The organism is Chryseobacterium indoltheticum, from assembly GCF_003815915.1.
GTDB lineage: Bacteria > Bacteroidota > Bacteroidia > Flavobacteriales > Weeksellaceae > Chryseobacterium > Chryseobacterium indoltheticum.
The window spans coordinates 2,515,167-2,541,219 of the sequence record NZ_CP033929.1 but is presented as its reverse complement, the minus strand read 5'-3'; the positions used below and the strand labels follow the sequence as shown (position 1 = coordinate 2,541,219).

Sequence of the window (26,053 nt, the reverse complement as noted above, 5' to 3'; positions counted from 1 at the left end):
GGTTAAAAGCCAATTAAATTAAGCGATAATAACTAAAATAAATATTAATGAAAAGAAGAATCAAACACGTGACGGTATTAGGTTCAGGAATTATGGGAAGCGGTATTGCTGCACACTTTGCCAATATTGGCGTGCAGGTTTCACTGCTCGATATTGTTCCGTTTGAATTGAATGAAGCCGAGCAGAAAAAAGGTTTGACCAAAGATGACAAAGCTGTTCGTAACAGAATTGCTTCAGAAAACTTTGAAAAACTGAAAAAATCAAGTCCGGCTCTACTCTATTCTCCGAAATTTGCAGATAGAATTAAGGTTGGAAATTTTGATGATGATTTAGCTAAAATAAAAGACACAGACTGGATTATTGAAGTTGTCGTTGAAAAATTAGACATTAAAAAATCAGTTTACGAAAAAATCGAACAGTTCAGAAAACCGGGAACTTTGGTTTCTTCAAATACTTCAGGAATTCCAATTAATATGTTGGTAGAAGGAAGAAGCGATGATTTCAAACATTATTTTGCAGGAACGCACTTCTTCAATCCGGTAAGATATCTTCCATTGTTGGAAATTATCCCTACAAAAGATACTGCACCGGAAATAATTGATTTCTACATGAGCTATGGCGCAAAATTCTTAGGTAAGACGACTGTTTTAGCGAAAGATACCCCTGCGTTTATTGCCAACAGAATCGGAGTTTTCTCAATGATGGATTTGCTTCATAATGTTCAGAAATTAGGTTTAAATGTTTCTGATGTTGATAAATTAACCGGTCCGGTTATCGGTCGTCCAAAATCTGCAACGTTCAGAACTGCCGATGTTGTAGGTTTAGATACTTTGGTAATGGTTGCAAACGGCGTTCGTAACAGCGGTGCTGAGGCGAATGACTTCAACAATGTTTTTGCACTGCCTGATTACATCCAGAAAATGGTTGATAACAAATGGTTGGGTTCAAAAACAGAGCAAGGTTTCTACAAAAAAGTAAAAGGAGCAGACGGAAAATCTGAAATTCACGGATTAAATCTTGATACTTTAGAATACCAACTTCAAGGAAAGTCATCATTCCCAACTTTAGAATTAACTAAAAATATTGATAAACCAATTGACAGATTTAAAGTCTTAATTGGTGGAAAAGATAAAGCTGGTGAGCTTTACAGAAAATCTTTAGGTGCTTTGTTCGCTTATGTTTCGCATAAAGTTCCTGAAATTTCTGATGAAGTGTACAAAATCGACGATGCAATGAGAGCTGGTTTCGGTTGGGAAAATGGTCCTTTTGAAATCTGGGATGCCGTTGGCGTTCAAAAAGGAATTGAATTGGCTACAGAAGCCGGTTATGAAGTTGCAGACTGGGTTAAAAATGTAGAATCTTTCTATAAAGTAAATGAAGAAGGACAAAGCATTTTCGTTGATAAAAATTCAGGAGAATACAACAAAATTCCGGGTCAGGATGCTTTCATTATTTTAGATAATATCAGAAAAAATAAAACGCTTTGGAGTAATTCGGGAGCTTCGATTGAAGATTTAGGCGATGGAATTATCAACTTCGAAATCCGTTCTAAAATGAACTCTCTTGGAGGTGAAGTTTTGGACGGATTAAACAGAGCGATTGATTTAGCTGAAAAAGAATACGACGGATTGGTGATTGGAAATCAAGGCACGAATTTCTCTGTTGGAGCGAATTTAGCAATGATTTTAATGATGGCGATTGAGCAGGATTGGGATGATTTGAATATGGCTATCGCTTACTTCCAAAAATCGATGATGAGAGTTCGTTACTCTTCTATTCCTGTAGTTGTCGCTCCTCATGGAATGACGCTTGGTGGTGGTTGCGAAATGACAATGCATGCCGACAGAGTGGTTGCAGCTGCAGAAACTTACATCGGATTAGTAGAAACTGGAGTTGGTGTAATTCCTGGCGGTGGCGGAACTAAAGAGTTTGCTTTGAGAACTTCAAGAGAATTCCACAGTGATGATGTGAAAAATAACAGACTTCGTGAAGCTTTCATGAATATTGCGATGGGAAAAGTGGCCACTTCTGCTTATGAAGCTTACGATATGGGAATCTTAGAAAAAGGAAAAGATGTAGTTGTAGTTGATAAAAAACGCCAGATTATGACTGCAAAAATGATGGCGAAAAGTTTAGCAGAACACGGTTATACACAACCTATCGAACAAACCGTAAAAGTATTGGGTAAAGATGCTTTGGGAATGTTCTACGTGGGAACAGACCAAATGTTAACCGGAAACTTCATCTCTGAACACGACAAGAAAATTGCAGATAAATTAGCCAACGTTTTGGTAGGTGGAAATCTTTCTGAACCAACTGTTGTAACAGAACAATACTTATTGAATCTTGAGAGAGAAACTTTCTTACAGCTTTGTGGTGAAAGAAAAACTTTGGAGAGAATTCAGTTTATGTTACAGAAAGGAAAACCGTTGAGAAATTAATAAGGAGCTCCGTAGGAGCGAACTGTTAATAGCAACGAATAATTTTAAAAACATCGAGCCTCGTAGGGGCGACCTGTTAATCTATGGCAAACACATACACACAAATTTATATTCAAATTGTTTTCGCTGTCAAAGGTAGACAAAACCTGATTTCAAAAGAAAACAGAGAAGAATTACATAAATTTATTACTGGTATTGTTTCCAATAGAAATCAAAAATTATTCGCTGTGTTTGCGATGCCGGATCACGTTCATATTCTTGTAAGTATGAGTCCAGTTATTTCAATTTCAGACTTAGTAAGAGACATCAAAGCTGGTTCTTCAAAATTCATTAATGAGAAAAGATGGATGAATGGAAAATTTAATTGGCAGGAAGGTTATGGTGCATTCTCTTATTCAAAAAGCAGTGTTGATTCGGTGATAAAATATATTTTAAACCAAGAAGAGCATCATAAAAAGAAAACATTTAAAGAAGAATATTTTGATTTCTTGCAAAAATTTGAAATTGAATATGATCCGAAATATGTATTTGAATGGATTGAAGATTAACAGGTCGCTCCTACGGAGCTCCTTGATTTGCAAAATACAAACAAAAGCTATGAACAGTTTGCATCTACAATGCAAAATTCTTAACTAATAATATTAATACAACAAAATGAAACAAGCATATATAGTAAAGGGTTTCAGAACAGCCGTTGGAAAAGCTCCAAAAGGAAGTTTAAGATTTACAAGACCCGATGTAATGGCGGCAACCGTAATTGAAAAATTAATGGCTGAACTTCCGCAATTAGATAAAAACAGAATTGATGACCTTATCGTAGGAAATGCAATGCCGGAAGCTGAACAAGGATTAAACGTTGCTCGTTTAATCTCTTTAATGGGCTTAAATACAGACAAAGTCCCCGGCGTTACCGTAAACAGATATTGTGCATCTGGAAGTGAGGCGATTGCGATTGCTTCTGCAAAAATTCAGGCAGGAATGGCCGATTGTATCATTGCAGGAGGTACAGAATCAATGTCTTACATCCCGATGGGTGGTTACAAACCTGTTCCAGAAACAGAAATTGCAAAAACAAACCCTGATTATTATTGGGGAATGGGTTACACTGCAGAAGAAGTTGCAAAACAATATAATATCACAAGAGAAGAACAGGATCAGTTCGCTTTTGAATCTCATATGAAGGCCTTAAAAGCTAATGCAGAAGGTAAATTTGCCAACCAGATTGTTTCGATTCCTGTTGAATACAATTTCCTGGATGAAAACCAAAAAATGCAGACTAAGAAGTTTGATTTTTCGGTGGATGAAGGTCCAAGAGCAGATACTTCTTTAGCTGGTTTGGCTAAACTAAGACCAGTTTTTGCCAACGGGGGAAGCGTAACTGCGGGAAACTCTTCTCAAATGAGTGACGGAGCTGCTTTCGTAATGGTAATGAGTGAAGAAATGGTAAAAGAATTAGGCCTTGAACCAGAAGCAAGATTAGTTGCTTATGCAGCTGCAGGTCTTGAGCCTAGAATTATGGGAATGGGACCGATTTATGCGATTCCAAAAGCTTTGAAACAAGCAGGTTTAGAATTAAAAGATATTGAGCTAATTGAATTAAACGAAGCATTCGCATCACAATCTGTTGCCATTAAGAAAGAATTAAACTTAAATCCTGATATTCTGAATGTAAATGGAGGAGCGATCGCTTTGGGACACCCACTTGGATGTACAGGAACAAAATTAACAGTTCAGCTTCTTGACGAAATGAGAAAGCGCGGAAACAAATATGGGATGGTTTCTATGTGTGTAGGAACGGGACAGGGAGCAGCTTCAATCTTTGAGTTATTATAGATAAAAAGAACAAAGAATAAAGAGAAAAGAAATAGATGAAACATAACTTTAAGAATCTAAACATTTGGAAGTTGGCTATTGAATTAGCTAATGATACTTATATTCTTACTGATAGTTTCCCGAAAAATGAAGAATTTGGATTAAAGTCTCAACTTAGAAGGTGTTCTGTTTCAGTTGCTTCAAACATTGCTGAAGGCTCAAGCAGAAGTTCAAATAAAGATTTTAATCGATTTTTGGAAATAAGTCTTGGTTCTCTTTACGAATTACAAACTCAAATTATAATTTCTTCAAACAGAAGTTATTTTGTTTTGTCTAAACTAGAAAATATAGAAAATAAAATCACAGAATTGCAGAGAATGATTTCTGGCTTTCAAAAAAACTTAAAGTTGTAAGTCTTTATTCTTTTCTCTTTATTCTTTAATCAATTTAAAAATAAACATAATGAGCAATATAGTAAAAGGTGGAGAATTCCTAATTAAGGAAATTCCTGCAAACGAAATCTTCTCTTTGGAAGAACTTTCTGAAGAGCAAAAAATGCTGCGTGATTCTGCGAAAGAATTTATTGACAGAGAAGTTGTACCGAAGCACGATCGTTTTGAGAAAAAAGATTATGCATTGACTGAAGAAACAATGCGTAAGTTAGGTGAAATGGGACTTCTTGGAATTACTGTTCCTGAAGAATATGGTGGTCTTGGAATGGGATTCGTTAGCACAATGTTGGCTTGTGATTATGTTTCAGGTGGAAATGGTTCATTAGCAACGGCTTATGGAGCACATACTGGAATCGGAACGCTTCCGACGCTACTTTACGGAAGTGAAGAATTGAAAAAGAAATACCTTCCGGATCTGGCTACAGGAACAAAATTCGGAGCTTATTGTTTGACTGAACCGGATGCTGGTTCTGATGCAAATTCAGGGAAAACAAGAGCAAAATTGTCAGAAGATGGAAAACATTATATCATCAACGGACAAAAAATGTGGATTTCAAATGCAGGTTTTGCAGATACTTTCACTTTGTTTGCGAAAATTGATGATGATAAAAACATTACAGGTTTTGTGATCAACCGTTCGGAATTAGAAGATCCAAACAGCTTATCTTTTGGTGAAGAAGAGCACAAATTAGGTATTCGTTCGTCTTCGACGCGTCAGGTTTTCTTCAATGACATGAAAATTCCTGTTGAGAATATGTTGGGTGAAAGAAACAACGGTTTCAAAATCGCTTTGAATGCATTGAATGTTGGCAGAATTAAATTAGCTGCAGCAAACCTTGACGGACAAAGAAGAATACTGAATCATTCGATTCAGTATTCAAACGAAAGAAAACAGTTTGGTGTTTCTATCTCAACTTTCGGAGCAATCAGAAAGAAAATTGCAGAGATGTCGACCGGAGTTTTCGTAAGTGAGGCGGGTTCTTACCGTTTAGCAAAAAATGTTGAAGATAAAATCGAAGAACTAGTTGCTGGCGGGATGAATCATCAACAAGCCGAACTAAAAGGTGTTGAAGAGTATGCTGTTGAGGCTTCTATTCTTAAAGTTTTTGTGTCTGATCTTACTCAGGTTACAGCAGATGAAGGAATTCAGATTTATGGTGGAATGGGATTCTCAGAAGATACTCCAATGGAATCTGCTTGGAGAGATGCAAGAATTGGAAGAATTTATGAAGGAACCAACGAAATTAACCGTCTTTTGGCAGTTGGAATGTTGATCAAAAAAGCAATGAAAGGCGAATTAGATTTGTTGTCTCCTGCAATGGCGATCAGCAAAGAATTGATGGGAATTCCTTCATTTGAAGTTCCTGATTATTCTGCATTTATGAGTGAAGAAAAAGCAATAATTGCTAATCTTAAGAAAGTTTTCTTAATGGTTTCTGGTGCTGCTCTTCAAAAATATATGATGGATATTGAGAAACAGCAGCATTTATTATTAAACGCTTCTGAAATTCTTAACCAGATCTACATGGCAGAATCTGCAATTTTAAGAGCTGAAAAACATTTCTCTGCTGATTCTGTGGAAGCTGCAATGGCTCAGTTAAACCTTTACAAAGCGATTGACAAAATTATTTCTGCTGCTAAAGAAGGAATTGTTTCTTTTGCAGAAGGTGACGAGCAGAGAATGATGCTTTCAGGATTGAGAAGATTTACAAAGTATACAAACAGTCCGAATGTAGTTGCTTTAACTGAAAAGGTTGCTGCACATTATATTGAAAAAGGACATTATTAGTCTTTATCTATAAATTTGATTTTCAAAACGTCTCAATTTTTTGAGACGTTTTTTTTGTTAAATAATATAAAATTGATAGTCAAATTTTAAATAATTCTTAGAAAATGTAATATTAAAACGTTTTCAGTTGTCTTATAATAATAGGTTAAAATTTAATCCCGTAAACTTTAAATTATTTTATCTGATAAAAATTGACACAATGAAAAAATTATTAGTAATTACATTATTAAGTTCAATATCATTTTCAGCACAGGTTTCATCTCGAAAACTATTGAAAAATGATACTCTAAAATTTCCAAAAATTGAAAAGCCATTTGTGAAAACTCCATTACTGCAGATCACAAATTTGGATAGTGCTATTGCAAAATTGTACAAAATGCCCGTAGCGAAGCCAAAAAATCCTGAGATTTATTCAAGTTTAAAAGCTCCGAAGAAAAATACGACATTATATAGAATGCCAAATATATTTGATGCAGTAAAACCACCGCAATTAGCAGCTAAATAGTAATCAGATCAATGAAATTGTTGATAAAATTTCATTAAAATCGTTGAGTTTATCTCAGACGTTTTATATTTTTGTATTCTATTTTTCAAAAAAAGAATGACAAAGGAAGAACTTTTAAATAAAGCGATAAAAATTGCCGATAAAGCACATAAAGGCCAGAAAGATAAGTATCATGCGCCTTATATTGCTCACGTAATGCGGGTCATGGAATATGGCAAAACAATGGATGAAAAAATCGTTGGTGTCTTACATGATGTTGTAGAAGATCATCCCGAAGAATTCAGTTTTGAATATTTGAGGTCGGAAGGTTTTCCCGAGTATATACTTTTTGCGGTAAGTTGTCTTACAAAATTTGATCCTGAAGAAGTCTACGATGATTTCGTAAAAAGAACCGAAAGATCACCTCTTGCTGTTGCCGTAAAGCTTAATGATCTTCGTGATAATATGGATTTGAGAAGGGTAAACCGGGAATTAACTTCAAAAGACATTCACCGTTTCAATAAATATTTGAAAGCGTACCGATATTTATCAGAGAAATATTAATTATTAATCTGCTCCCGGGAAATGATACGTTTTGTTATCATTATCAGTATCGTCGATATTGATATTTAAAGCCAGGTAAATAAAATGAACGTTTTTGTTTCCCTTTGCTTCAAATTCTCTTTGCCATAAATAACCGCCCAGAATACCGAAATTTTCATCAATCTGATATCCAAAACCGCCATAAAGTCGGTTTCTTGCAAATGAAGGTTTCATGGGTGTAACTACAAAAACTTCGTCGTAAACATTTGCGAAGACTGTTCCCGGCGCAATTTTTTTAGCATTCAGAGGTACAGAAACATTTAAACGGTAACGGTAGCGCATTCTTTCAGAATTTTTATCTGTTTGTGGCTCGTAGAACCATGATTTTTCTGCACGAAATCTGTTTTCAAATTTTACCACCCCACTTTTGAAATCAATCACATCCTGCAACCAAACACGGAATTCTTCTTTATTAATTGCGTGATCTTTATAAGTTGCGTATCGACCTAAACCGATAAAAGGTTTATGATTTTTGGTAAGGTTATATCCCAAACCTCCTTTTATTTCGTAATAATCAGGATAAGTATAGTCTTCAATGCCTCTCAACTGTCCTTCAGCATAAAGGAAAAATTTTGGATGAAATTTATAAGTTAAGGTCAAAGCGTTGAAAGCAGAGATATGTTCCTGTGCTTTTAAAATATTTAAACTGAAAAGTAAACTAAGGCTTAAAATAAATTTCATCCAAAAAAATTTTTGCAAAATTATATTATTTAACTATTCCGTAATATTAAGTTTACTTAATATTAATATTGTAAGAAAAACCAATGTGAAACCACCTTTGAGGCATAGGTATTCCAAAAGTTTCAGTGTATTCTGTATCGGTCACATTATTGATTAATGCATATACTGAAAAGTCTTTTTTATTAAAGCTTAATTTTTCGTCCAACAAATGATAGCTTCCCAAATTAACTCTATCATTATATCTGTAAACCAATTCGTTGGTGAAATGTTTAAGGAATTTTGTCTGAAGCTTTGCAACAAACTGATGTTTCAGATTATCTAATGCATAACGGGAGTTTAAGTCATTTAAATCTTTCAATTGATTATCGATATACGTGTACCCCAAAGTATATTTCATCCAATCGAAAACTTTATGATCGATTTCTACTTCAATCCCTTTCGTTTCTTTATTTCCTATATTTCGTGAATACCAAACCGGGTCTTTCAGAGAATTTTTAATCCAGTCAATAGCATCATTAGAATCTCTATAGAAACCACTGAATTTCGCTAAAATACCTTTGTTTTGATATTGATAACCAATTTCCGCATAAACTGCATTTTCAGGTAAAAGATTTGGATTTCCCTGTTCTGTTTTACTTGTATAATAAAGATCTGTAAAAGTAGGAACTCGATGAACTTTTGAGATACTTCCAAAAACTTTATTATTCTGATAGAATGTATAACCAACGTCTAAACCAGGGTAAAAGAAGTTACCATTGGTAGAATAATTTGCCCAGGAAGCTCCCGGGCTGATGTTTAATTTTTTATCAAAAAACGAAAAATGATGCTCAAAGAAAACCTGCGTTACAAAACGTTCTCTGTCACCTAGATTATTGCTTGCTAAGAATTCTTTTCTTAATTCTACACCCAAACCTGTAGTTCCTAAACTTGATTGGTAGCTTGAATTAACTTCTCCGCCTATATTATTTCCGATGTGCATATTCCTGTAGATTTCAGGTTTTTCTCTGTTAAACAGATACATATCCTGGCCTCTTCTCCAATAAACATTAGAATTAAGTTTTAATTTTCCGAAAGTTTGCTGATGGGCAACACTTAAAATAGAAGCCTGAAGTTCTTCATATTGCTCAGTTGCTTGTGGCGAAGAATAAAATCCGTTGGCACCAAATTTCTTTTCAGAAAAACCAGCCTGTAAGCTGATGTCTCCATTTTTTATTTTCAACTGATTTTGATAAAATACATTTCTTATTTCAAAATCAGTATTATGTCTGTAGCCTTGCGAAGAATTTGAATTTGCCTGTAATGAATTTGAAAACTTTTCGTTTCCAAGACTGGCATTAAATCCAAGGCCATATGTTTCATAATCTCCAGCATTGGCGCTGATTTTCACATTTTTACCAATCTGAGTTTTTGTAATGATATTGATTGCTCCGGCATAAGCATTTTGCCCGAATCTTCTCGCAGAAGGCCCTTTGATAACTTCTATTCTTTCAACATTATCCAAATCAACAGGAACGTTCAGAGAATTGTGACCGGTTTGTGAGTCATTCATCCTGATTCCGTTGATGAGGATTAAAACTTGTTCAAAATTACTCCCTCTGAAGCCCACATCGCTCTGCACTCCATTCGCTCCTCTCCTTCTGATATCCATTCCGGGAATTTGCTGAAGAATTTCATCAATACTTGCTGCCGGAGAGTTGAGGATTTCATCCCTTGTAATTATAGAAATATTTTGATTTGCATTTTTGTAAGTGGTCGCAATAAATTTCCCCTGAATCTCAACAGAATCAATATCTGAAGTTTTCACCTGTGCGTTTAATGCGCAAAACGAGGCAAGAAAAAATACAGTTCCGAACTTCTTATTCATAATATTTCTTAGTTTATATTGAAGTTCCCAAAAATAGGAGACTTTGGCAAGACCAAAAAATGATACATATCATAAAAAAAGATGCATCAATAATGCATCTTCCAGTTCTTGTAACTTTTTATCTTTTTTTCATTAAATGTGTAATAAAATGTTTGAAAAGCTGTATCATATTTATTACTATTTATGCTGCAATTTTACACGAAAAATATTTACAAAGCAATACTTGACGTTAAAAAAATGAAATATTTTGAGGCTAATTTTCTGTTAGAAATATGATATTAAATGTTATCGAGAATTAAATTATTCATCCCCAAATTAATAAAGTGTTACGCATTAATTCTTTTTAAAAAATTCAGCAAAAATTCGTATTTTTGTTAGTCTTAATTTTACTATGGCTTCAACAACAGAAATAGATATAAAAAAACAGGTTTTCGTTAAAAATTCACACCTTAACAACCTGAAACACATTGATGTTTTAATCCCAAAAAATAAACTCATCGTCATAACGGGAGTGTCCGGAAGCGGAAAATCTTCACTGGCTTTTGATACGATTTATGCTGAAGGACAGAGAAGATATGTAGAAAGTCTGAGTTCGTATGCACGTCAGTTTTTAGGTAAATTAGAGAAACCAAAAGTTGATGATATCAAAGGTTTGGCGCCTTCAATCGCTATTCAGCAGAAAGTAATTTCTTCAAATCCGCGGTCTACGGTAGGAACTTCTACTGAGATTTACGATTATATGAAGCTTCTTTTTGCAAGAATTGGTAAAACTTTTTCTCCGGTTTCGGGTGAAGAAGTGAAAAAAGACTCGGTGACCGATGTGATAGAGTACATTAAAAGTTCTGAAAATAATGTTCCGTTTTTACTGACGGCTCCGCTGAATTTTGATGTTGAAAGTTTTACAGATACTTTAAATGTTCTAAAACTTGCTGGATTCACAAGATTAGAAGTCAACGGAAATCTTGCCGGAATTGAAGATCTTGAAAGTTTCGGTTTCACTCCCGAAAAAGGAATGGAAATCAATTTGGTGATCGACCGGTTTTCGTATGAAGAAGATGAAAGTTTCCTTCAGCGTTTGGCAGATTCTATTCAGATGGCGTTTTATGAAGGTCACGGTTATTGTGCCTTAAAAAATACAGAAACAGGAACCGTAAAAAACTTTTCAAATAAATTTGAGCTCGACGGAATAGAATTTCTTGAGCCGAATGTTCATTTTTTTAGTTTTAATAATCCTTTTGGTGCTTGCCCGACTTGTGAAGGATACGGAAAGGTGATCGGAATTGATGAAGATCTTGTTATTCCCAACAAAGCTTTATCGGTTTTTGAAGATGCTGTTGCTTCCTGGAAAGGAGAAACGATGAGCGAATGGAAAAAAGATTTCATTAAAAAAGCGAAAGATTTCCCTATTCATAAACCTTATCATCAGTTAACCAAAGAACAGAAAAATTATCTTTGGAAAGGTGACGGTAAGAGCACCTTCCCTTCTCTGAATAACTTCTTCAAAATGCTTGAAGAGAATTTATATAAAATTCAGTATCGTGTAATGTTGTCCCGTTATCGTGGTAAAACCCTTTGCCCGACTTGTGAAGGTTTGCGTTTGCGTGAAGAGACAAGCTGGGTGAAAATCGACGGAAACAACATTCAGTCGACGATTGAGCTTCCTTTGGATGAACTTTTACCATTGATGCAAGCTTTAAAACTTTCGGAACATGATAAAGAAATTGCTAAAAGGTTGTTATATGAAATCACAACCCGATTAGAATTTTTACTAAAAGTCGGTTTGGGTTATTTAACGATTAACCGAACTTCAAATACGCTTTCCGGCGGTGAAAGCCAGAGAATTAATTTGGCTACAAGTCTGGGAAGTTCTTTGGTGGGATCTATCTATATTTTAGACGAACCTTCCATCGGACTGCATTCCAGAGATACAGAAAATTTAATTGAAGTTTTAAAAAATCTTCGAGATATAGGTAATACAGTAATCGTTGTAGAACATGATGAAGATGTCATGAAAGCGGCAGACTATATTATTGATATTGGCCCGGAAGCTGGATATTTAGGCGGTGAACTTGTTTTTGCAGGTGATTACGCAGCATTGAAAGATGCCGATACACTGACTTCAAAATACCTTACCGGAAGACTGGAAATAAAAGTTCCGGAAAAGCGCAGAAAAGCAAAAGAATTCATTCATATTAAAGGAGCAAGATCCAATAATCTGAAAAATATAGACGTAGATATTCCTTTAGAAAGTTTAGTCGTTATTTCTGGAGTTTCAGGAAGTGGAAAATCTACTTTGATGAAAGAGATTCTGACGAATGATATTCAGATCCAGTTAGGAATGGGCGGAAAAAAGGGTGATTATGATTCTGTAGAGTTTCCGAAAAAGTTAATCAAGCATATTGAATTAATTGACCAAAATCCTATCGGAAAATCGTCCCGTTCAAATCCTGTAACGTATCTGAAAGCGTATGATGATATTCGTGATCTGTTTTCTAAGCAGAAAAGTGCCAAAATGATGGGTTACAAGCCCAAACATTTTTCTTTTAATGTGGATGGCGGAAGATGTGATGATTGTAAAGGTGAAGGTATCATCAGTGTTTCGATGCAGTTTATGGCAGATATCGAGCTAGAATGTGAAACCTGTAAAGGAACACGTTTTAAAAATGAAGTTTTAGAAGTAAAATTCGATGAGAAAAATATTTCTGATATCCTTCACATGACCGTTGATGAAGCATTAGATTTTTTCAGAGAGAATAAAGAAGATAAAATCGTTACAAAATTGACTCCGTTACAGGACGTTGGTTTGGGATATTTACAGCTTGGGCAAAGCTCTTCTACTCTTTCTGGAGGTGAAGCGCAGCGTGTAAAACTGGCTTCTTTCCTGGTAAAAGGTGTAACGACAGACAAAACTTTATTTGTTTTTGATGAGCCTTCTACCGGATTGCATTTCCATGATATTCAAAAATTATTAAAATCTTTACAGGCTTTAATAGATCTTGGGCATTCTGTGATTGTCATTGAGCATCAACCTGATATTATGAAATGTGCAGATCATATTATAGATATCGGCCCTGAAGCCGGAAAATATGGTGGCGAAGTTGTCTTTGCAGGAACTCCGGAAGCTTTGGCAAAGAATAAGAAATCGCATACCGCAAAGTATATTGCTGAGAAATTGTAGTAATTAATATTTATATAAATAAAAAAGGAAGCAGATTATGCTTCCTTTTATTTTATTTAACGGTCATTTTAAAGACTTTTAGTTTTTCTGCGTTCTCGGTATCTACTTCTACCAAATAGTTTCCGATACTTAGCTTACCGTGCATCTGTAGATAATGTGTTTTATTTTTATTTAGATTTTGAGTATTCAATAATTTTCCGGACATATCAAATATTTTTACAATCGTATTTTGTTTTTCTAAAGCCTTTCCTGATAAATAGAAGTTACCATTATTCGGATTATCGTAAAGTTGAAGTTCACTTTGCCTGGTTAATTCTGAAGTTGATAATCCATCTTTCAGACTGAATTTAGCTACAAATCCAAATGGTGTATTCGGATAAGGATCGGTCATATATTGATATGTCACACCTTCTGTTCCAATACCTGTTGGTGAACCTGTGAATCCCCATAACAGCAATGAACCATTATTCATAAATTTTGCATTGAGATACTCACCTAATTGATTACTCCCACTTCCACCATAGTAGGATGCCCAAATTCTGTTACCGTCAGAATCAAACTCAGCAAAATACATATTTGTAAGTCCTGAAGAAGTGTTGGGTGCGGCTGTGAGAAATGCTCCCGGTGTTGATATATTGCTTGTAGCTCCGTAATGGCTTCCGGTTATGATTATTCGATTCCCCAAAACAGTTAAATTACTTGTTCCAAACATGACATCGTATCCCGTACTTCCAAAATAGGTACTCCAAACTCTGTTTCCGGTAAAATCGAATTTAGAAAGAAATAAGTCACTATTTGTAAGTTGATTTTTGTAAGCACCTGTAGTTGCAAAGTAATTGGGATGAGCATCGTCTTCATTCTGCCCACTTACGTAGATTCCGGTAGAATTAACTTCAATTGCACTGATGCCATGCCCGGTAAATAAAGTAGGATTAATTGGAGTACCATAAAAAGTACCCCAGATTTTCTGGCCGGTATTTGCATCAAATTTAAAGATTAAATTATCCGACGTTGTAGTGGGTTGAAATGTCCCCGGATTCGTAAAATTACCAGTCATGTTCTGCGCATACGCTGCTACAAGATATAAATCATTGTTAAACCATTTAAAATCAAAAATTCCGGGAGTAGAAAATGTACCCCATACTTTCTGTCCTGAAGAATTAAGTTTTACAAGATAAGAATTGTCCTGAATCATTCCTCCTGCGTAGTAAGGAATAAAATTTTCCTGAAATGCACCGGGTGTTGCTAATCCGGGCAGGTCATATCGTATTCTTCCCAGTACATAGATATTTTGATTGTCATCAAACCTTATACTCATTGTATTGCTTGGTACATAGGTAGTCCAGACTACATTATGGGACGAATTATATTTTGTAAGTGTAAATGTGTGGCTCGTTGCAGTGTTTACATTTTGACTTAGCCAGGCTCCCGATGTAGCTAAATTTGGTACTTGTGTAGGATAATTTTTCAATACGTACATGTTTTCAGAGCTATCGACTCCAACAATTTGTTCAAAACTATTTGCAATACCATCATAACTCCCTTTAATCATTTGGCCAGTGGGAGAAATTTTTGCCGAATAGAAATTCTGTTGACCAGCAATAATTGTATTACCACCTCCGGTTACGAATTGATTATAATAAGATGAGGTATAACTGTTTTGATATGATGTTTGCCCATTGACAAGAATATTTTGTTGAGGGTCAATAAAAAATGCATTCCCATTTAAACTAAAGTCACTGAGATAAGTGCCTGTACCTCCAACATAGGTTCCCCAGGTACGTTCATAAGGAAATGACTGTGCATTATAAAATATAGAAAGCGTGCTTAACGCCATTAATAGGAGTGATTTTGATATCATGGTGTGTTATTTAATTCACCGGCAATATAGTTATTTTAATTAAAATATGTTTAATTGATAAGTGACTGAAATAAAGTATTATCTTATCCACAAAAAAATGTGGATAACTGGTGAATTTTAACATTAAATTCATATAGCGTATGAAAATAATTACTAAATTTACTATGTAATAAAAATGAAATGAATCTTTTTTTTGCCTTTTTCAACTTCGAAATCGCAATTAAATTTGAAATAAAAATTTAAGCACAGCATCGTCGGCTGTGCTTTTTTGTTGTTGTTTAATTAAAAAAATGAGATGTATTTATCTATTGAATCCACTTCTAAAGAGTGGGTTCTTTCTTTGGTTTAAATTTCCCAAAAGGCTTTTCTTTAGAAATCAATATTCCGTAAATAACGTTTTGGTCACGGTAAATCCATACACTTATAAATTGTACATCTTTTGAATTTTCAAAATTTCCTTCGAAAATGATCAGCTCTACAGGATCTGTTTTTTTTGTGTAATCGTAAATGTAAGCAGAATTAAATTTTTGTGAGATAATCTTCCCATACTCTCTGATTGATTCTTCGCAATTCTCTTCAAATTCGGGATAAAATCTTCTCTCAAATCTTTTATCCAAAATAAAATTGCTGAATCCGGAGTAGTCTTTATTCTCACATTTTTTATAATATGCGTTAATGAAATTTTCACTCACATTTACTCTTTCTGCACTGACTTTTGAACTGCTGATTTTTGTGTAATTTTTTTGAGATAATGCAAAAAGTGAACTGCTTATCGCAGCTAAAAGTATAATTTTTTTCATGTGTTTGTGTTTATTACTCTCAAATGTAAAAATTTAAATTAATAAATCACTGACAAATAAAATAAAAACCGACAAGTCAGTCTTATCGGTTCTTGAAAAATGAAAAATTAATATGGATATGAACTGTTTTTAATACTTTTAAATCTGTTTTAATTTCAAAGCAAATTTATATTTATTTAGAATAAATATAAATAATATCACCCTGACTTTTATCAGCTTATTGTATTTAGTTTAACCTTCTCTCTTGTTAGCTGATCAAGCTTTTTCAATAATGTTGGTATTCTATAAGCTCCGTGCATATTTTCAATCTTAATTTTGGTTTTATCTGCATCAATTCCTTTGGCAGTAAGAAATAAAGGTGTTTTGCTTTCTCCGCGAAAAATAGTTTTTCTCATATTATCTTCGCTTGCAAATTTATTTTTGGCAATACCAATGACTGGACATTTCTTATCTAGAGATTCATAAAGATAGCCGCCCAACCCTATTTTTCCATTGTTATCTAATGTTACATAGCCATCAACGATGATGAGATCACCATCTTTTAAACCAATTTTCTTTATCAAACTTAAAATACAGGGTAATTCTCTTTTGTAAAAAGCTCCGCTTTCGTAATCGGAACTGATTTCGGTATTTTCTGAATAGATAAAACTTTCAGTTTCAGAATCCCATTGTTCAAAGGCAATGCAGACTGTTTTTGCATAGTCTGGATAATAAAAAGTGTCGAATGCGTAAATCATCTTTTAGGTTGTAAAAAATTCTCCGAAATGCCATAAAACTCCAGCCGGGTCAAGAAGAAAACATTCTTTTCCCCAAACTTCTGTTTTCGTAGGAACTAATCGGATTGAATCATACTTTTCTTTTAAATTTAAAGACACAAGCTCTTCCCAATACAGGTCTACCTTTTCTATTTCGAGGAAGATCATTGTGTTTTCAATCCATTCTTTAGAATAATAATCTTGCAGATAAAAAGCAAAATCTCCTTTTTTAAAAACCGAAAATTTGGGATCAATTTCCACTTCTTCAAATCCTAAATCTCTGTAAAATGCTCTGCTTACGGCAAAATCTTTTGCGCCAATAAAGGGTCTTATTGATTTTATTTTTTGATTCATACTATATTTGTAATTAAATGTAACAAAACTAACAGACAATAGCTTTGAACGTGCGGAGTTTACTTTTTGTCTACAACAATTCTCGCTTCACGATTAGCTAATTCCCATGCTGTGGCAAAAACCAGCTGTGTTCTTTTTTGCAACAAAGAAAAATCGATTTTCTCAACATCATCGGTCGGTTTGTGATAGTCTTCATGAATTCCATCAAAGAAAAAAGCCACCGGAATACCGTGTTTTGCAAAATTATAATGATCAGAACGGTAATATAATCTGTCCGGATCTTTCGGATCATCATATTTATAATTCAGTTCCAGATTATTGGTCTTTTTGTTTGCAGCTTCATTAATTAATTTCAGCTCTGAACTCAACATTTCAGAACCAATCACATACACATAATTTTTACCTCGGTTTTCTGCATCATCTCTTCCGATCATGTCAATATTTAAATCTGCAACCGTATTTTCTAAAGGAAAAACTGGATTATCTGAATAGTAAGACGAACCGAAAAGACCATGTTCTTCACCTGTTACATGTAAAAAAAGGATTGATCTTTTTGGGCCATTACCAGATTTTTTTGCTTTTTGAAAGGCTTTGGCAATCTGCATTACGGCAACTGTCCCACTTCCATCATCATCTGCGCCGTTATAGACTACTCCGTTTTTCGTGCCTACATGGTCATAGTGTGCCGAAACAACAATGATTTCTTCGGGTTTTTCGCTCCCTTCAATAAATGCAAGTATATTTTCTGAATCCGGTAAATCTCTCCCGCCAATTTTATTCATATAAGAAGACGGAACTTTTTGATAATATGATGCTAAATTTTTCGGAAATGAGATTCCTAAATCTTTATAGAATTGAATGATATACTCTCCTGCCTTCTTCTGACCGGGACTTCCCGTATCTCTTCCTTCCATTTCATCGGAAGCAATTACGTATAGATTTTTCTTTAAGTCTTTTAGCTTAATTTGCTGATATGCTTTACCAAAAGCTTTTTCATTGCTAAAATTACTTGAGCTCGTATTTTGATTCTGATTATTGATCGGTGTATTTGCTGTTCCGCAACTCGTAAGAATAATTGCAGAAAATATAGGAAGAAGTAATTGCTTCATAATTAAAAAATATTTCTTTAAAAATAACAAAAATATTTCACCTGCTTACTGCGTGCATTTTTTTTATATATTTGATAAACACTATGGAAAAAAATTACGGATTTAATGATTATAAATTTTTTACAGAAATGTCGGAACTTTCTTCCAGACATAAAAGTTATGATCTGTCATTAGGCCTTCCCGATTTTGAAATCGATCCGCGTCTTCGGTATTTTCTTAAAGAATCTGCTGACATGATCAGTCACAGTTATGAATCGCTGGCGGGCAATTCTTTGTTGATTGAAAAAATTATTCAATTTAATTTAAACAGAAAAAACAGTTTACAATTAAGATACGAAGAAATTAATATTGTTCCGTGCTCTACATTTGGGTTGTACACTTCCTTAAAGTCAATTTTAAATAGAGGCGATGAAGTTATTGTCATTCAGCCTTCTTATTATACTTACGCTCCTTCTATCGTTCTGAATGGCGGAGTTCCTGTTTACTACGATTTGGAAAACGATTTTAAAATTGACTGGGAAAAACTTCAGCAATGTATTTCTGAAAAGACAAAGGCGATCATTGTAAATTCCCCTCAAAATCCTACCGGAAAAACATGGAGTAAAGAAGATTGGGATCAATTGTATGACCTTATAAAACATCAGGAAATCTACCTTATTTCTGAAGAAGTATACGATATTTACCATTATGATAATGCCGAACATTACAGTTCGTTCTTGCATCCTGAATTAAGGAAAAAAACATTCTGTATTTTCTCTTTTGGCAAAATGTTTCACGCAACAGGCTGGAAGGTAAGCTATCTTTTGGCAGCTGAAGAATTGTTACAAAATTTCAGAGATCATCAGCAATACATTTCGTACAGCTCCAATTCCCCTTGCCAATATGCAATCGCTAAATATCTTGATGTCTTTGACCCTTCCGAAAATCAAATAATCATGGAGAATAAACGCAATATTTTTAATGAATTGATACAGTTTACGCCTTTGGCAGTTGAAGAAATATCTCAAGGTGGATTTTTTCAGATTGTAAATTTTAGAAATGTTAATAAAACGATGACAGATGTTGAGTTTTCGAAATGGCTTACTGTAGAAAAAAAAGTTTCCTGCTTACCGCTTTCGGCATTTTATAATTCTAAAACAGATTCAGATTATATCAGATTTAGTTTTGCTAAAAAAGATGATGTGATTATTAATGCTTTGGAGCATTTGAAGAAAGAATTGTAAATCTTTGCAACCCATAATCAATAAATTTCACATTTTCAATTTCATTTAATTTAGTTTAGTTTTAAATGAGTTGAACAAGTGCATAAAAAATAAAACTTAATAAAAATAACTTTAATGAAGATCTCAAAAAAAATCTTGATGTATTTATGTATCATCATATTATTTTGTTCATGTACCAAAAAAGATCCTTTGGTTGGAACATGGAAATTTACTTATAGTCATGCAAGTAATGAAGCAGATAAGTATAAAGAAGATGATTATTCATCGTACACATCATATATAACTCTCTCTGGTGATAATTCTTTTTTGCTTGTAGACAACGGAGAATTGAGCCCGATAACTACACCCAGAATTCCTAAAGATTCGCTTAATGAAAACGATAATAATACCGAAGTTTATTTCGGAACGTGGTCAGTAAAAGACTCAATAATTTATTTTGAAGCTCAGAATCATAAGTCCAGTCCGGAATTTACAGCTAAAATAATTTCTAAAAACGACAGAAATATGAGACTATATTTTCCTGAACAAAAGCAAGCAAAAGGATTGGAGTTTAAATATAAAAAAGATGATTATAATGATGTAAGCCGCTCGGAACATAGCTTTACAGCTAATGAATTAAATAAATGGCGTCTCAAAAATAAGAGTAAACAAACAACAGAGAAAATAAGATCTAAAATAGAAAATGCACTGGAATTTTCTATTGCTTTTTTGGAATATCACGAATCTGAAAATAAAGTTGCGATGACCCTTTATTTAGAACCATTACCTTTCAAATTTTATGGAAATGGAATTGTATTAAAAAATCACTACAAAAACGAAAAATGGAATGATCTGTTTTATGATGATGAAGATGCTTCTATTGCGTATGACATGATTAAGAAAAGTTTTAATAATGTAGCAAGAATTCCTGAAGAAATATCGAATAACCCCATAAAAATTAATATTTTCATTCTGAAAGAAACATTAAAAAATTTGAAATAATATTTTTCTTATTTCTAAAGAAAAAAGCACTGCGCAATGCAGTGCTTTTGTTTATTTAATTGTGATTAAAGAGAAAGAACTCTTATATCAATTCTTCTGTTTTTTGCGCGACATTCGTCGGTGTCATTGGCTTCACAAACTGGATACATTGAGCCATACCCTTCTGTTTCGATGCGATGTCCATCAATTCCCAATTCTAACAATTTCAGTTTTGTGGTCTGCGCTCTTAAATTTGAAAGCTTCACATTTGTTTCCTGATTTCCGGTGTTATCAGTAAATCCGCCGAGTTTTATTCTCATATTCGGATACGCATTCATGATTTCAACCAGATTTAATAATTGGGCTTCTGCTTTTTTCTTGATTTCACTTGAACCGCTTTCAAAGTGAAAATTTTCTAGCGTGTACCAATTATTAGGATCTAAAACAGCCTTGTCATTACTTTTTATAGCATTATACATCTGAAGCAACTGACTTCCTTCACCGATGGTCAATTTTTTCCCATCTTCAAGTTCTACTTCCTGAATTTTTCCGGTATCATAAACAAAATCTCCTTCTTCATTCAGATATCCTTTAACAACTTTCGGTGCCAAAATAACTGTATTGTGTACAGAATTTACGACAACAGGAGAAGCAGTTATTGACGAAGCTTTAGTCAAAGCTTCGATTTTTGCTTTTCTGTCGGCTTCAATTTTATCTTTATGTAAAACGGCCAAACTCGGCGCTATTACTAAAGAAACGATAGACATTAATTTAATCAAAATATTCATCGAAGGTCCCGAAGTATCTTTAAACGGATCACCCACCGTATCTCCTGTTATAGAAGCTTTGTGAGGCTCTGACCCTTTGTAGTAAGTCTGACCATTAATATCAACTCCTTTTTCAAAAGATTTTTTGGCATTATCCCAGGCTCCACCTGCATTATTCTGAAAAATTCCCATCAATACTCCACAAACAGTTGCTCCTGCCAGAAAACCACCTAAAACTTCAGGCCCGAAAATAAAACCAACCAGTAAAGGCGATACAATCGCAATCGCACCGGGAAGCATCATTTTTCGGATTGATGCATCTGTAGAGATGGCGACACATTTCTGATATTCCGGCTCGGCGGTTCCTTCAAGAATTCCAGGGATTTCTCTAAACTGTCTTCTCACTTCTTCCACCATCGCCATTGCAGCCTGCCCGACTGCGGTAATTGCCAAAGATGAAAATATAAAAGGAATCATTCCACCAACAAATAATCCTGCCAAAACATCGGCTCGGTAAATATCAATACCGTCAATGCCCGCAATTCCTACAAATGCTGCAAATAAAGCTAATGCCGTTAATGCTGCGGATGCGATTGCAAAACCTTTTCCACTTGCAGCGGTTGTGTTTCCAACAGCATCCAAAATGTCTGTTTTCTCCCGAACTTCTTTAGGGAGCTCACTCATTTCGGCAATTCCACCTGCATTATCTGCAATGGGTCCGAAAGCATCAATTGCCAACTGCATTGCTGTTGTAGCCATCATTCCGGCTGCAGCGATAGCAACACCGTATAATCCGGCGCATAAATAGGAACCGTAAATTCCTCCTGCCAAAACGAGAATCGGTAAAAGTGTAGATTCCATTCCCACGGAAAGTCCGCCTATGATATTGGTTGCGTGACCGGTAGAAGATTGTCTCACAATACTTAAAACAGGTCTTTTTCCCATTGCAGTATAGAATTCGGTAATGATACTCATTAAAGTTCCGACAACCAAACCAACGATAATGGCTCCGAAAACCCCCATTTTAGTAAATTCATGGTCTCTTAAAATCATTTTTTCAGGTAAAAGATAAGTAACCAGAAAATATGAAGCTATTGCGGTGATGATGATACTTCCCCAGTTTCCTAAGTTTAAAGCGTTTTGTACATTTGATGTGGATGCTCCTTCGTTATCGTTAATTTTAACGAATAAAGTACCGATCATTGAGAAAATAATTCCTGTTCCGGCAATGAGCATCGGTAATAAAATAGGAGCAAAACCGCCAAAGGAATCATTAGAAATAGTTTCTCTTCCCAGAACCATTGTTGCTAATACTGTCGCAACATAAGAACCAAATAAATCGGCTCCCATACCTGCAACATCTCCTACGTTATCTCCTACATTATCGGCAATTGTGGCTGGGTTTCGAGGGTCGTCTTCCGGAATTCCCGCTTCCACTTTTCCTACTAAATCTGCTCCAACATCTGCTGCTTTGGTATAAATTCCACCTCCCACTCTGGCAAATAATGCAATAGATTCTGCACCTAAAGAAAATCCTGTAAGGATTTCTATAGTTCTTTCCATTTCGTGTGAATCTACGGCGGCACCAGGTGCAAAAATTTGCTTAATAATTAAGTAGAGGGCTCCTAAACCTAAAACCGCTAATCCTGCAACTCCCATTCCCATTACAGACCCCCCGGTAAAAGATACTTTAAGAGCTTTAGATAAAGAAGTTTTTGCGGCTTCGGCAGTTCTTACGTTGGCTTTTGTAGCGATTTTCATTCCTATAAAACCCGCTAAAGCAGACAATATGGCTCCGATGACAAAAGCGATTCCAATGGCCCAGTGCGAATTGGAATTGGTCATTCCCATGACTGCTAATAAAATCGCAACAATTATGACAAAATACATCATGATCTTGTACTCGGCCTTCAAAAAAGCCATTGCACCATCAGCAATATGTCCGCTGATTACTTTCATTTTTTCATTTCCTGCATTTTGCCTGCTTACCCAATTACTTTGCAGAAAAGTATAGATAAGGGCTATAACACCGAAAATGGGTACTAAAACAAATAAGTCCATAGTTTATTATTTTTATATTAAAAAAAGTTTGTGATTATCTTTATAAATATAATGATTTTTGTAAATACTTTATGGATTGAATGTAATTATTGTATAATCAGCAAATTTATTTGATAGATATTGCTTCCGATTATTATAATTTTTTAGTTAATCTGCCTATAAACTACTATTTTACCTCAATTCGGGATAAGAGATTCTGATGATAGTTTTTAAACCATTAAACGCAACGATTTTATAATTAAACTTTCTATTTCAGAAAGCAAAGGTCAATAAATTTGATTTATAAAGCTTAAGCAAAGCTTTATAAATCAAATTGTTGATTCATCTCAAAGCAGTATAATATTTTATTTAATGGAATTATTTTGGTAGACAAATTAGAAACCATTTACTGAAAATAGAAAATATTATACGGGTTTAAAGTAGATAACAACCAATTCGTCATTCATTAATTATTTAAATGAGAAACAAAAAAAAGGTAAATGAACAATCATTTACCCTCTTAGATATTTAAATACAGAGAATCTTATCCTCCAAATTTGCTTGCGTAATCTTTTTGAGAAGCTATAATCACTTTTCTAGCATGCTCTGCTCCGTATACCTCCTGGATTCTACATTTTGCAGGCTCATCCGGTAAGTTTTTGTACGTTAAGAAATAGTGCATCAATCTTTTTACTTCGGCTTCAGGTAATTCTGAAATATCTCTGAAATGCCCAAATGCGTGATCGCTTACCATTACTGCTACGATTTTATCATCAGCTTCGCCTCCGTCAATCATTTTGAAACCACCGATAGGAATAGCTTCCATTAAAAGTCCGCCCGAGTGAATATTGTGAGAGCTTAATACACAAATATCCAACGGATCGTGATCTCCCATTGTAACATCAGTTGCACCACTTTCCACTGCCAATTTCATTACTTCTTCGTTACAGTATGTTCTGGGAACAAAGCCATAAAGCGCCGGAATAATATTAGAAAACTTCTGAGGTCTGTCTACTTTAAGGTAACCGGTTTCTTTATCTATTTCATATTTAATGGTGTCTGAAGGAACTATTTCCACGAATACGTTTACCACGTTTGGCGCATCTTCTCCTGCAGAAATCCCATGCCACGGATGTGCTTTAAAATTTGGAATCATTATGTATATTTATTATTTAATTAAGCTATTATTAAAATTTCTCTTCTCAAATCTTCTATCGTTGCTCCGATATAATCATTATCATTCATGTAATTCATGATGAAAACGGTTTTATACTCATTAAGATTCGGATTGTTATTGAGACTTTCGTAGGTTTTGTGGAGCAAATCTATGATTGCATTTTTAGAATCTACGATATTCTGCCATGAATTTTTTGTTAAATAAAGTTGCTGTGAAGCATTATATTCAAACTCTTCATTGATGGTTTTCTCGGTAAGAAATACAAATTCGTGAGCTGCAAGTTCTTTATCAAACTTTAGAATAAGGTTTGAAGGTTTTATTCTTTCCAGAAAAAGAGTCATTCTTTCATAAGAATGCGTTTTATTTTCAGAATTAGATTTTACAGAAAGTAATTTTATCTCCTGATTTTTTAAGTTGATGTACGAATACACAAATTGTCTCAGCAAAACCAAAAACGGAATTGCTATAACTAATGCGGCTGCATAGGGTAAATAGTCTGAAAAATCTGTCATAATTTGAGGTAGCAAAATTACTAATAAATTGGCTCTTAGGAAAGTTTTTTAAATAAATCTTCTTTTGAAGATTGAATGTAAATTAATCCCAGTATGATGATGAGATAATAACCAATCATCATTCTATTGACCATAGTAGGAAAAATCAAAAATCTAAGAAAAATAGAAAGATAAATAAACCCGAAAAACAGATAAGGGATACTGTTTTTCTTCTTAGAAGGAAATTTTTTGTAAACAATTATTATAATAAAAATCAGTAGTAACAAGAAATATGATGAGTTAAATTCAAATAGTATTTTAGATTTAATAAAATTTAAATAATCCTGAAAATTGAATGAATCAGGATTTGAAATCGGATATAGCTGAACTTTCGTAAACTGATTCATAAATAATGTAGACCATGAAATCTGATTAAAATACTGCACTACAGCAAATGAAAGAAATAAGTAAACAAAAGAAATAGAAAGTTCGTGGTTTTTAATCTGTAATTCTTTTCTTTTTATAAAAATTAAAATATAGAAGAACGAATAAAAAATGAAATATTCAGGTCTGGTTAAGATGCAGAGCATTGCAAAAATTGTCGCAATGAGAAAGTTTCTTTTAATAACAAAAACATAAAAGCTTAAAAGTAAAAGTAAACAAGATAAACTATCTGGCGAAGCGTGTCGACTTGATTCTAAAAGAGGCTTGAAAAGCGACAATAAAAAAGTTAACAAAATAGCTAACTGATGGTTTCTTAGAATTTTACTTAAAAATAAAAAGACAAAATAAAGAATCAGAACATAAGATAATATCGAAATCAAAAATGTAGAAGCAGATGCGGAAAAACCAACTTTAAAAAATATTAAATTAACAAAATTATAAAATGGTTTTACAGAAAACAACTGCAATTCTTCTTCAAAAACTTTTGGATTTTCTGAGATTGTTTTGTAATAAGTATTTTCACCTTTTGCAGTTTCTTCATGTGAAAGATCAGATTCAAACATTCCTGGCCTTTTTTCACCTAATTCGGCAAAAACTTTTTTGTGAATTTCTTCAATCTTCATTTCAGGATATTCAGCTTTGTACAATAATCCCATATAAGCTTCAATATCAACATTATAATATTGATGCGTATAGAGATAATACGACATAAAACATAAGTAAACTGAAAGTAAAACTTTCAAAATCAGATTAGTTTTCTTTTGCATT

The 26,053-nt window shown here is 34.0% G+C and carries 21 protein-coding genes; 10 read left to right on the top strand and 11 right to left on the bottom strand.

The genetic code is table 11. From position 1 onward, the window contains the following. Positions 1-47: 47 nt before the first annotated feature. From EG358_RS11720 to EG358_RS11690, 7 genes are all read left to right on the top strand, one after another. The gene (locus tag EG358_RS11720; protein ID WP_076558281.1) at positions 48-2,441 is read left to right on the top strand and encodes a 3-hydroxyacyl-CoA dehydrogenase/enoyl-CoA hydratase family protein; all 2,394 of its coding nucleotides are present in this window, start codon (positions 48-50) and stop codon (positions 2,439-2,441) included. An 83-nt stretch (positions 2,442-2,524) separates the two neighbouring features. Then, positions 2,525-2,989: an IS200/IS605 family transposase gene (gene tnpA, locus EG358_RS11715; protein WP_076558279.1), complete on the top strand. Its 465-nt coding sequence runs from the start codon at positions 2,525-2,527 to the stop codon at positions 2,987-2,989. Positions 2,990-3,095: 106 nt separating this feature from the next. Then, on the top strand, positions 3,096-4,274 hold the full coding sequence (locus tag EG358_RS11710; RefSeq protein ID WP_076558277.1) for a thiolase family protein: 1,179 nt from the start codon (positions 3,096-3,098) through the stop codon (positions 4,272-4,274). A 35-nt stretch (positions 4,275-4,309) separates the two neighbouring features. Continuing rightward, entirely contained in the window at positions 4,310-4,666 is a 357-nt protein-coding gene (locus tag EG358_RS11705; protein ID WP_076558275.1) for a four helix bundle protein, read from the top strand. Positions 4,667-4,715: 49 nt separating this feature from the next. Further along, positions 4,716-6,494 (top strand): acyl-CoA dehydrogenase family protein, encoded by a 1,779-nt coding sequence (locus tag EG358_RS11700; protein ID WP_076558273.1) that lies wholly within the window; start codon positions 4,716-4,718, stop codon positions 6,492-6,494. Positions 6,495-6,693: 199 nt separating this feature from the next. Then, positions 6,694-6,999, top strand: a complete 306-nt coding sequence (locus tag EG358_RS11695) for a hypothetical protein (RefSeq protein ID WP_076558270.1) — start codon at positions 6,694-6,696, stop codon at positions 6,997-6,999. Positions 7,000-7,095: 96 nt separating this feature from the next. Further along, positions 7,096-7,542: a phosphohydrolase gene (locus EG358_RS11690; protein WP_076558268.1), complete on the top strand. Its 447-nt coding sequence runs from the start codon at positions 7,096-7,098 to the stop codon at positions 7,540-7,542. Positions 7,543-7,545: 3 nt separating this feature from the next. Here EG358_RS11690 and EG358_RS11685 read toward each other — a convergent pair whose 3' ends face one another. Both EG358_RS11685 and EG358_RS11680 read right to left on the bottom strand, forming a co-directional pair. Continuing rightward, positions 7,546-8,262 (bottom strand): DUF2490 domain-containing protein, encoded by a 717-nt coding sequence (locus EG358_RS11685; protein WP_076558266.1) that lies wholly within the window; start codon positions 8,260-8,262, stop codon positions 7,546-7,548. Between the two features lie 52 nt (positions 8,263-8,314). Continuing rightward, the gene (locus EG358_RS11680; protein ID WP_076558264.1) at positions 8,315-10,126 is read right to left on the bottom strand and encodes a TonB-dependent receptor plug domain-containing protein; all 1,812 of its coding nucleotides are present in this window, start codon (positions 10,124-10,126) and stop codon (positions 8,315-8,317) included. Positions 10,127-10,517: 391 nt separating this feature from the next. On the opposite strand from EG358_RS11680, the gene uvrA reads away from it, so the two are divergent. Beyond that, entirely contained in the window at positions 10,518-13,304 is a 2,787-nt protein-coding gene (uvrA, locus tag EG358_RS11675) for an excinuclease ABC subunit UvrA (protein ID WP_076558262.1), read from the top strand. A 52-nt stretch (positions 13,305-13,356) separates the two neighbouring features. On the opposite strand, the gene EG358_RS11670 is transcribed toward uvrA, so the two are convergent. From EG358_RS11670 to EG358_RS11650, 5 genes are all read right to left on the bottom strand, one after another. Beyond that, on the bottom strand, positions 13,357-15,165 hold the full coding sequence (locus tag EG358_RS11670) for a T9SS type A sorting domain-containing protein (RefSeq protein ID WP_083676987.1): 1,809 nt from the start codon (positions 15,163-15,165) through the stop codon (positions 13,357-13,359). Positions 15,166-15,485: 320 nt separating this feature from the next. Continuing rightward, positions 15,486-15,965: a hypothetical protein gene (locus EG358_RS11665; RefSeq protein ID WP_076558258.1), complete on the bottom strand. Its 480-nt coding sequence runs from the start codon at positions 15,963-15,965 to the stop codon at positions 15,486-15,488. Between the two features lie 212 nt (positions 15,966-16,177). Further along, positions 16,178-16,702, bottom strand: a complete 525-nt coding sequence (locus EG358_RS11660) for an endonuclease V (RefSeq protein WP_076558256.1) — start codon at positions 16,700-16,702, stop codon at positions 16,178-16,180. A 3-nt stretch (positions 16,703-16,705) separates the two neighbouring features. Next, complete coding sequence (locus EG358_RS11655) at positions 16,706-17,074, bottom strand: VOC family protein (RefSeq protein WP_076558254.1); 369 nt, start codon at positions 17,072-17,074, stop codon at positions 16,706-16,708. A gap of 59 nt (positions 17,075-17,133) precedes the next feature. Next, a complete protein-coding gene (locus EG358_RS11650) occupies positions 17,134-18,183 on the bottom strand; it encodes a M28 family metallopeptidase (RefSeq protein WP_076558251.1) in 1,050 nt (349 codons plus the stop codon). A gap of 83 nt (positions 18,184-18,266) precedes the next feature. Between EG358_RS11650 and EG358_RS11645 the strand changes: the two genes are divergently transcribed. After that, positions 18,267-19,406 (top strand): aminotransferase class I/II-fold pyridoxal phosphate-dependent enzyme, encoded by a 1,140-nt coding sequence (locus EG358_RS11645; RefSeq protein WP_076558248.1) that lies wholly within the window; start codon positions 18,267-18,269, stop codon positions 19,404-19,406. 114 nt (positions 19,407-19,520) lie between these two features. After that, positions 19,521-20,387, top strand: coding sequence for a hypothetical protein (locus tag EG358_RS11640; protein WP_123890102.1), 867 nt, complete (start codon positions 19,521-19,523; stop codon positions 20,385-20,387). A 65-nt stretch (positions 20,388-20,452) separates the two neighbouring features. Here EG358_RS11640 and EG358_RS11635 read toward each other — a convergent pair whose 3' ends face one another. From EG358_RS11635 to EG358_RS11620, 4 genes are all read right to left on the bottom strand, one after another. Beyond that, a complete protein-coding gene (locus tag EG358_RS11635) occupies positions 20,453-23,194 on the bottom strand; it encodes a sodium-translocating pyrophosphatase (protein ID WP_076558244.1) in 2,742 nt (913 codons plus the stop codon). 523 nt (positions 23,195-23,717) lie between these two features. Next, entirely contained in the window at positions 23,718-24,329 is a 612-nt protein-coding gene (locus EG358_RS11630) for an inorganic pyrophosphatase (RefSeq protein ID WP_076558242.1), read from the bottom strand. Between the two features lie 20 nt (positions 24,330-24,349). Continuing rightward, positions 24,350-24,862, bottom strand: coding sequence for a DUF7935 family protein (locus EG358_RS11625; protein ID WP_076558240.1), 513 nt, complete (start codon positions 24,860-24,862; stop codon positions 24,350-24,352). Between the two features lie 35 nt (positions 24,863-24,897). Next, positions 24,898-26,052 carry a glycosyltransferase family 39 protein gene (locus EG358_RS11620; RefSeq protein ID WP_123890100.1) on the bottom strand — a complete coding sequence of 385 codons (1,155 nt, stop codon included), beginning with the start codon at positions 26,050-26,052 and terminating at the stop codon, positions 24,898-24,900. Position 26,053 lies beyond the last annotated feature (1 nt).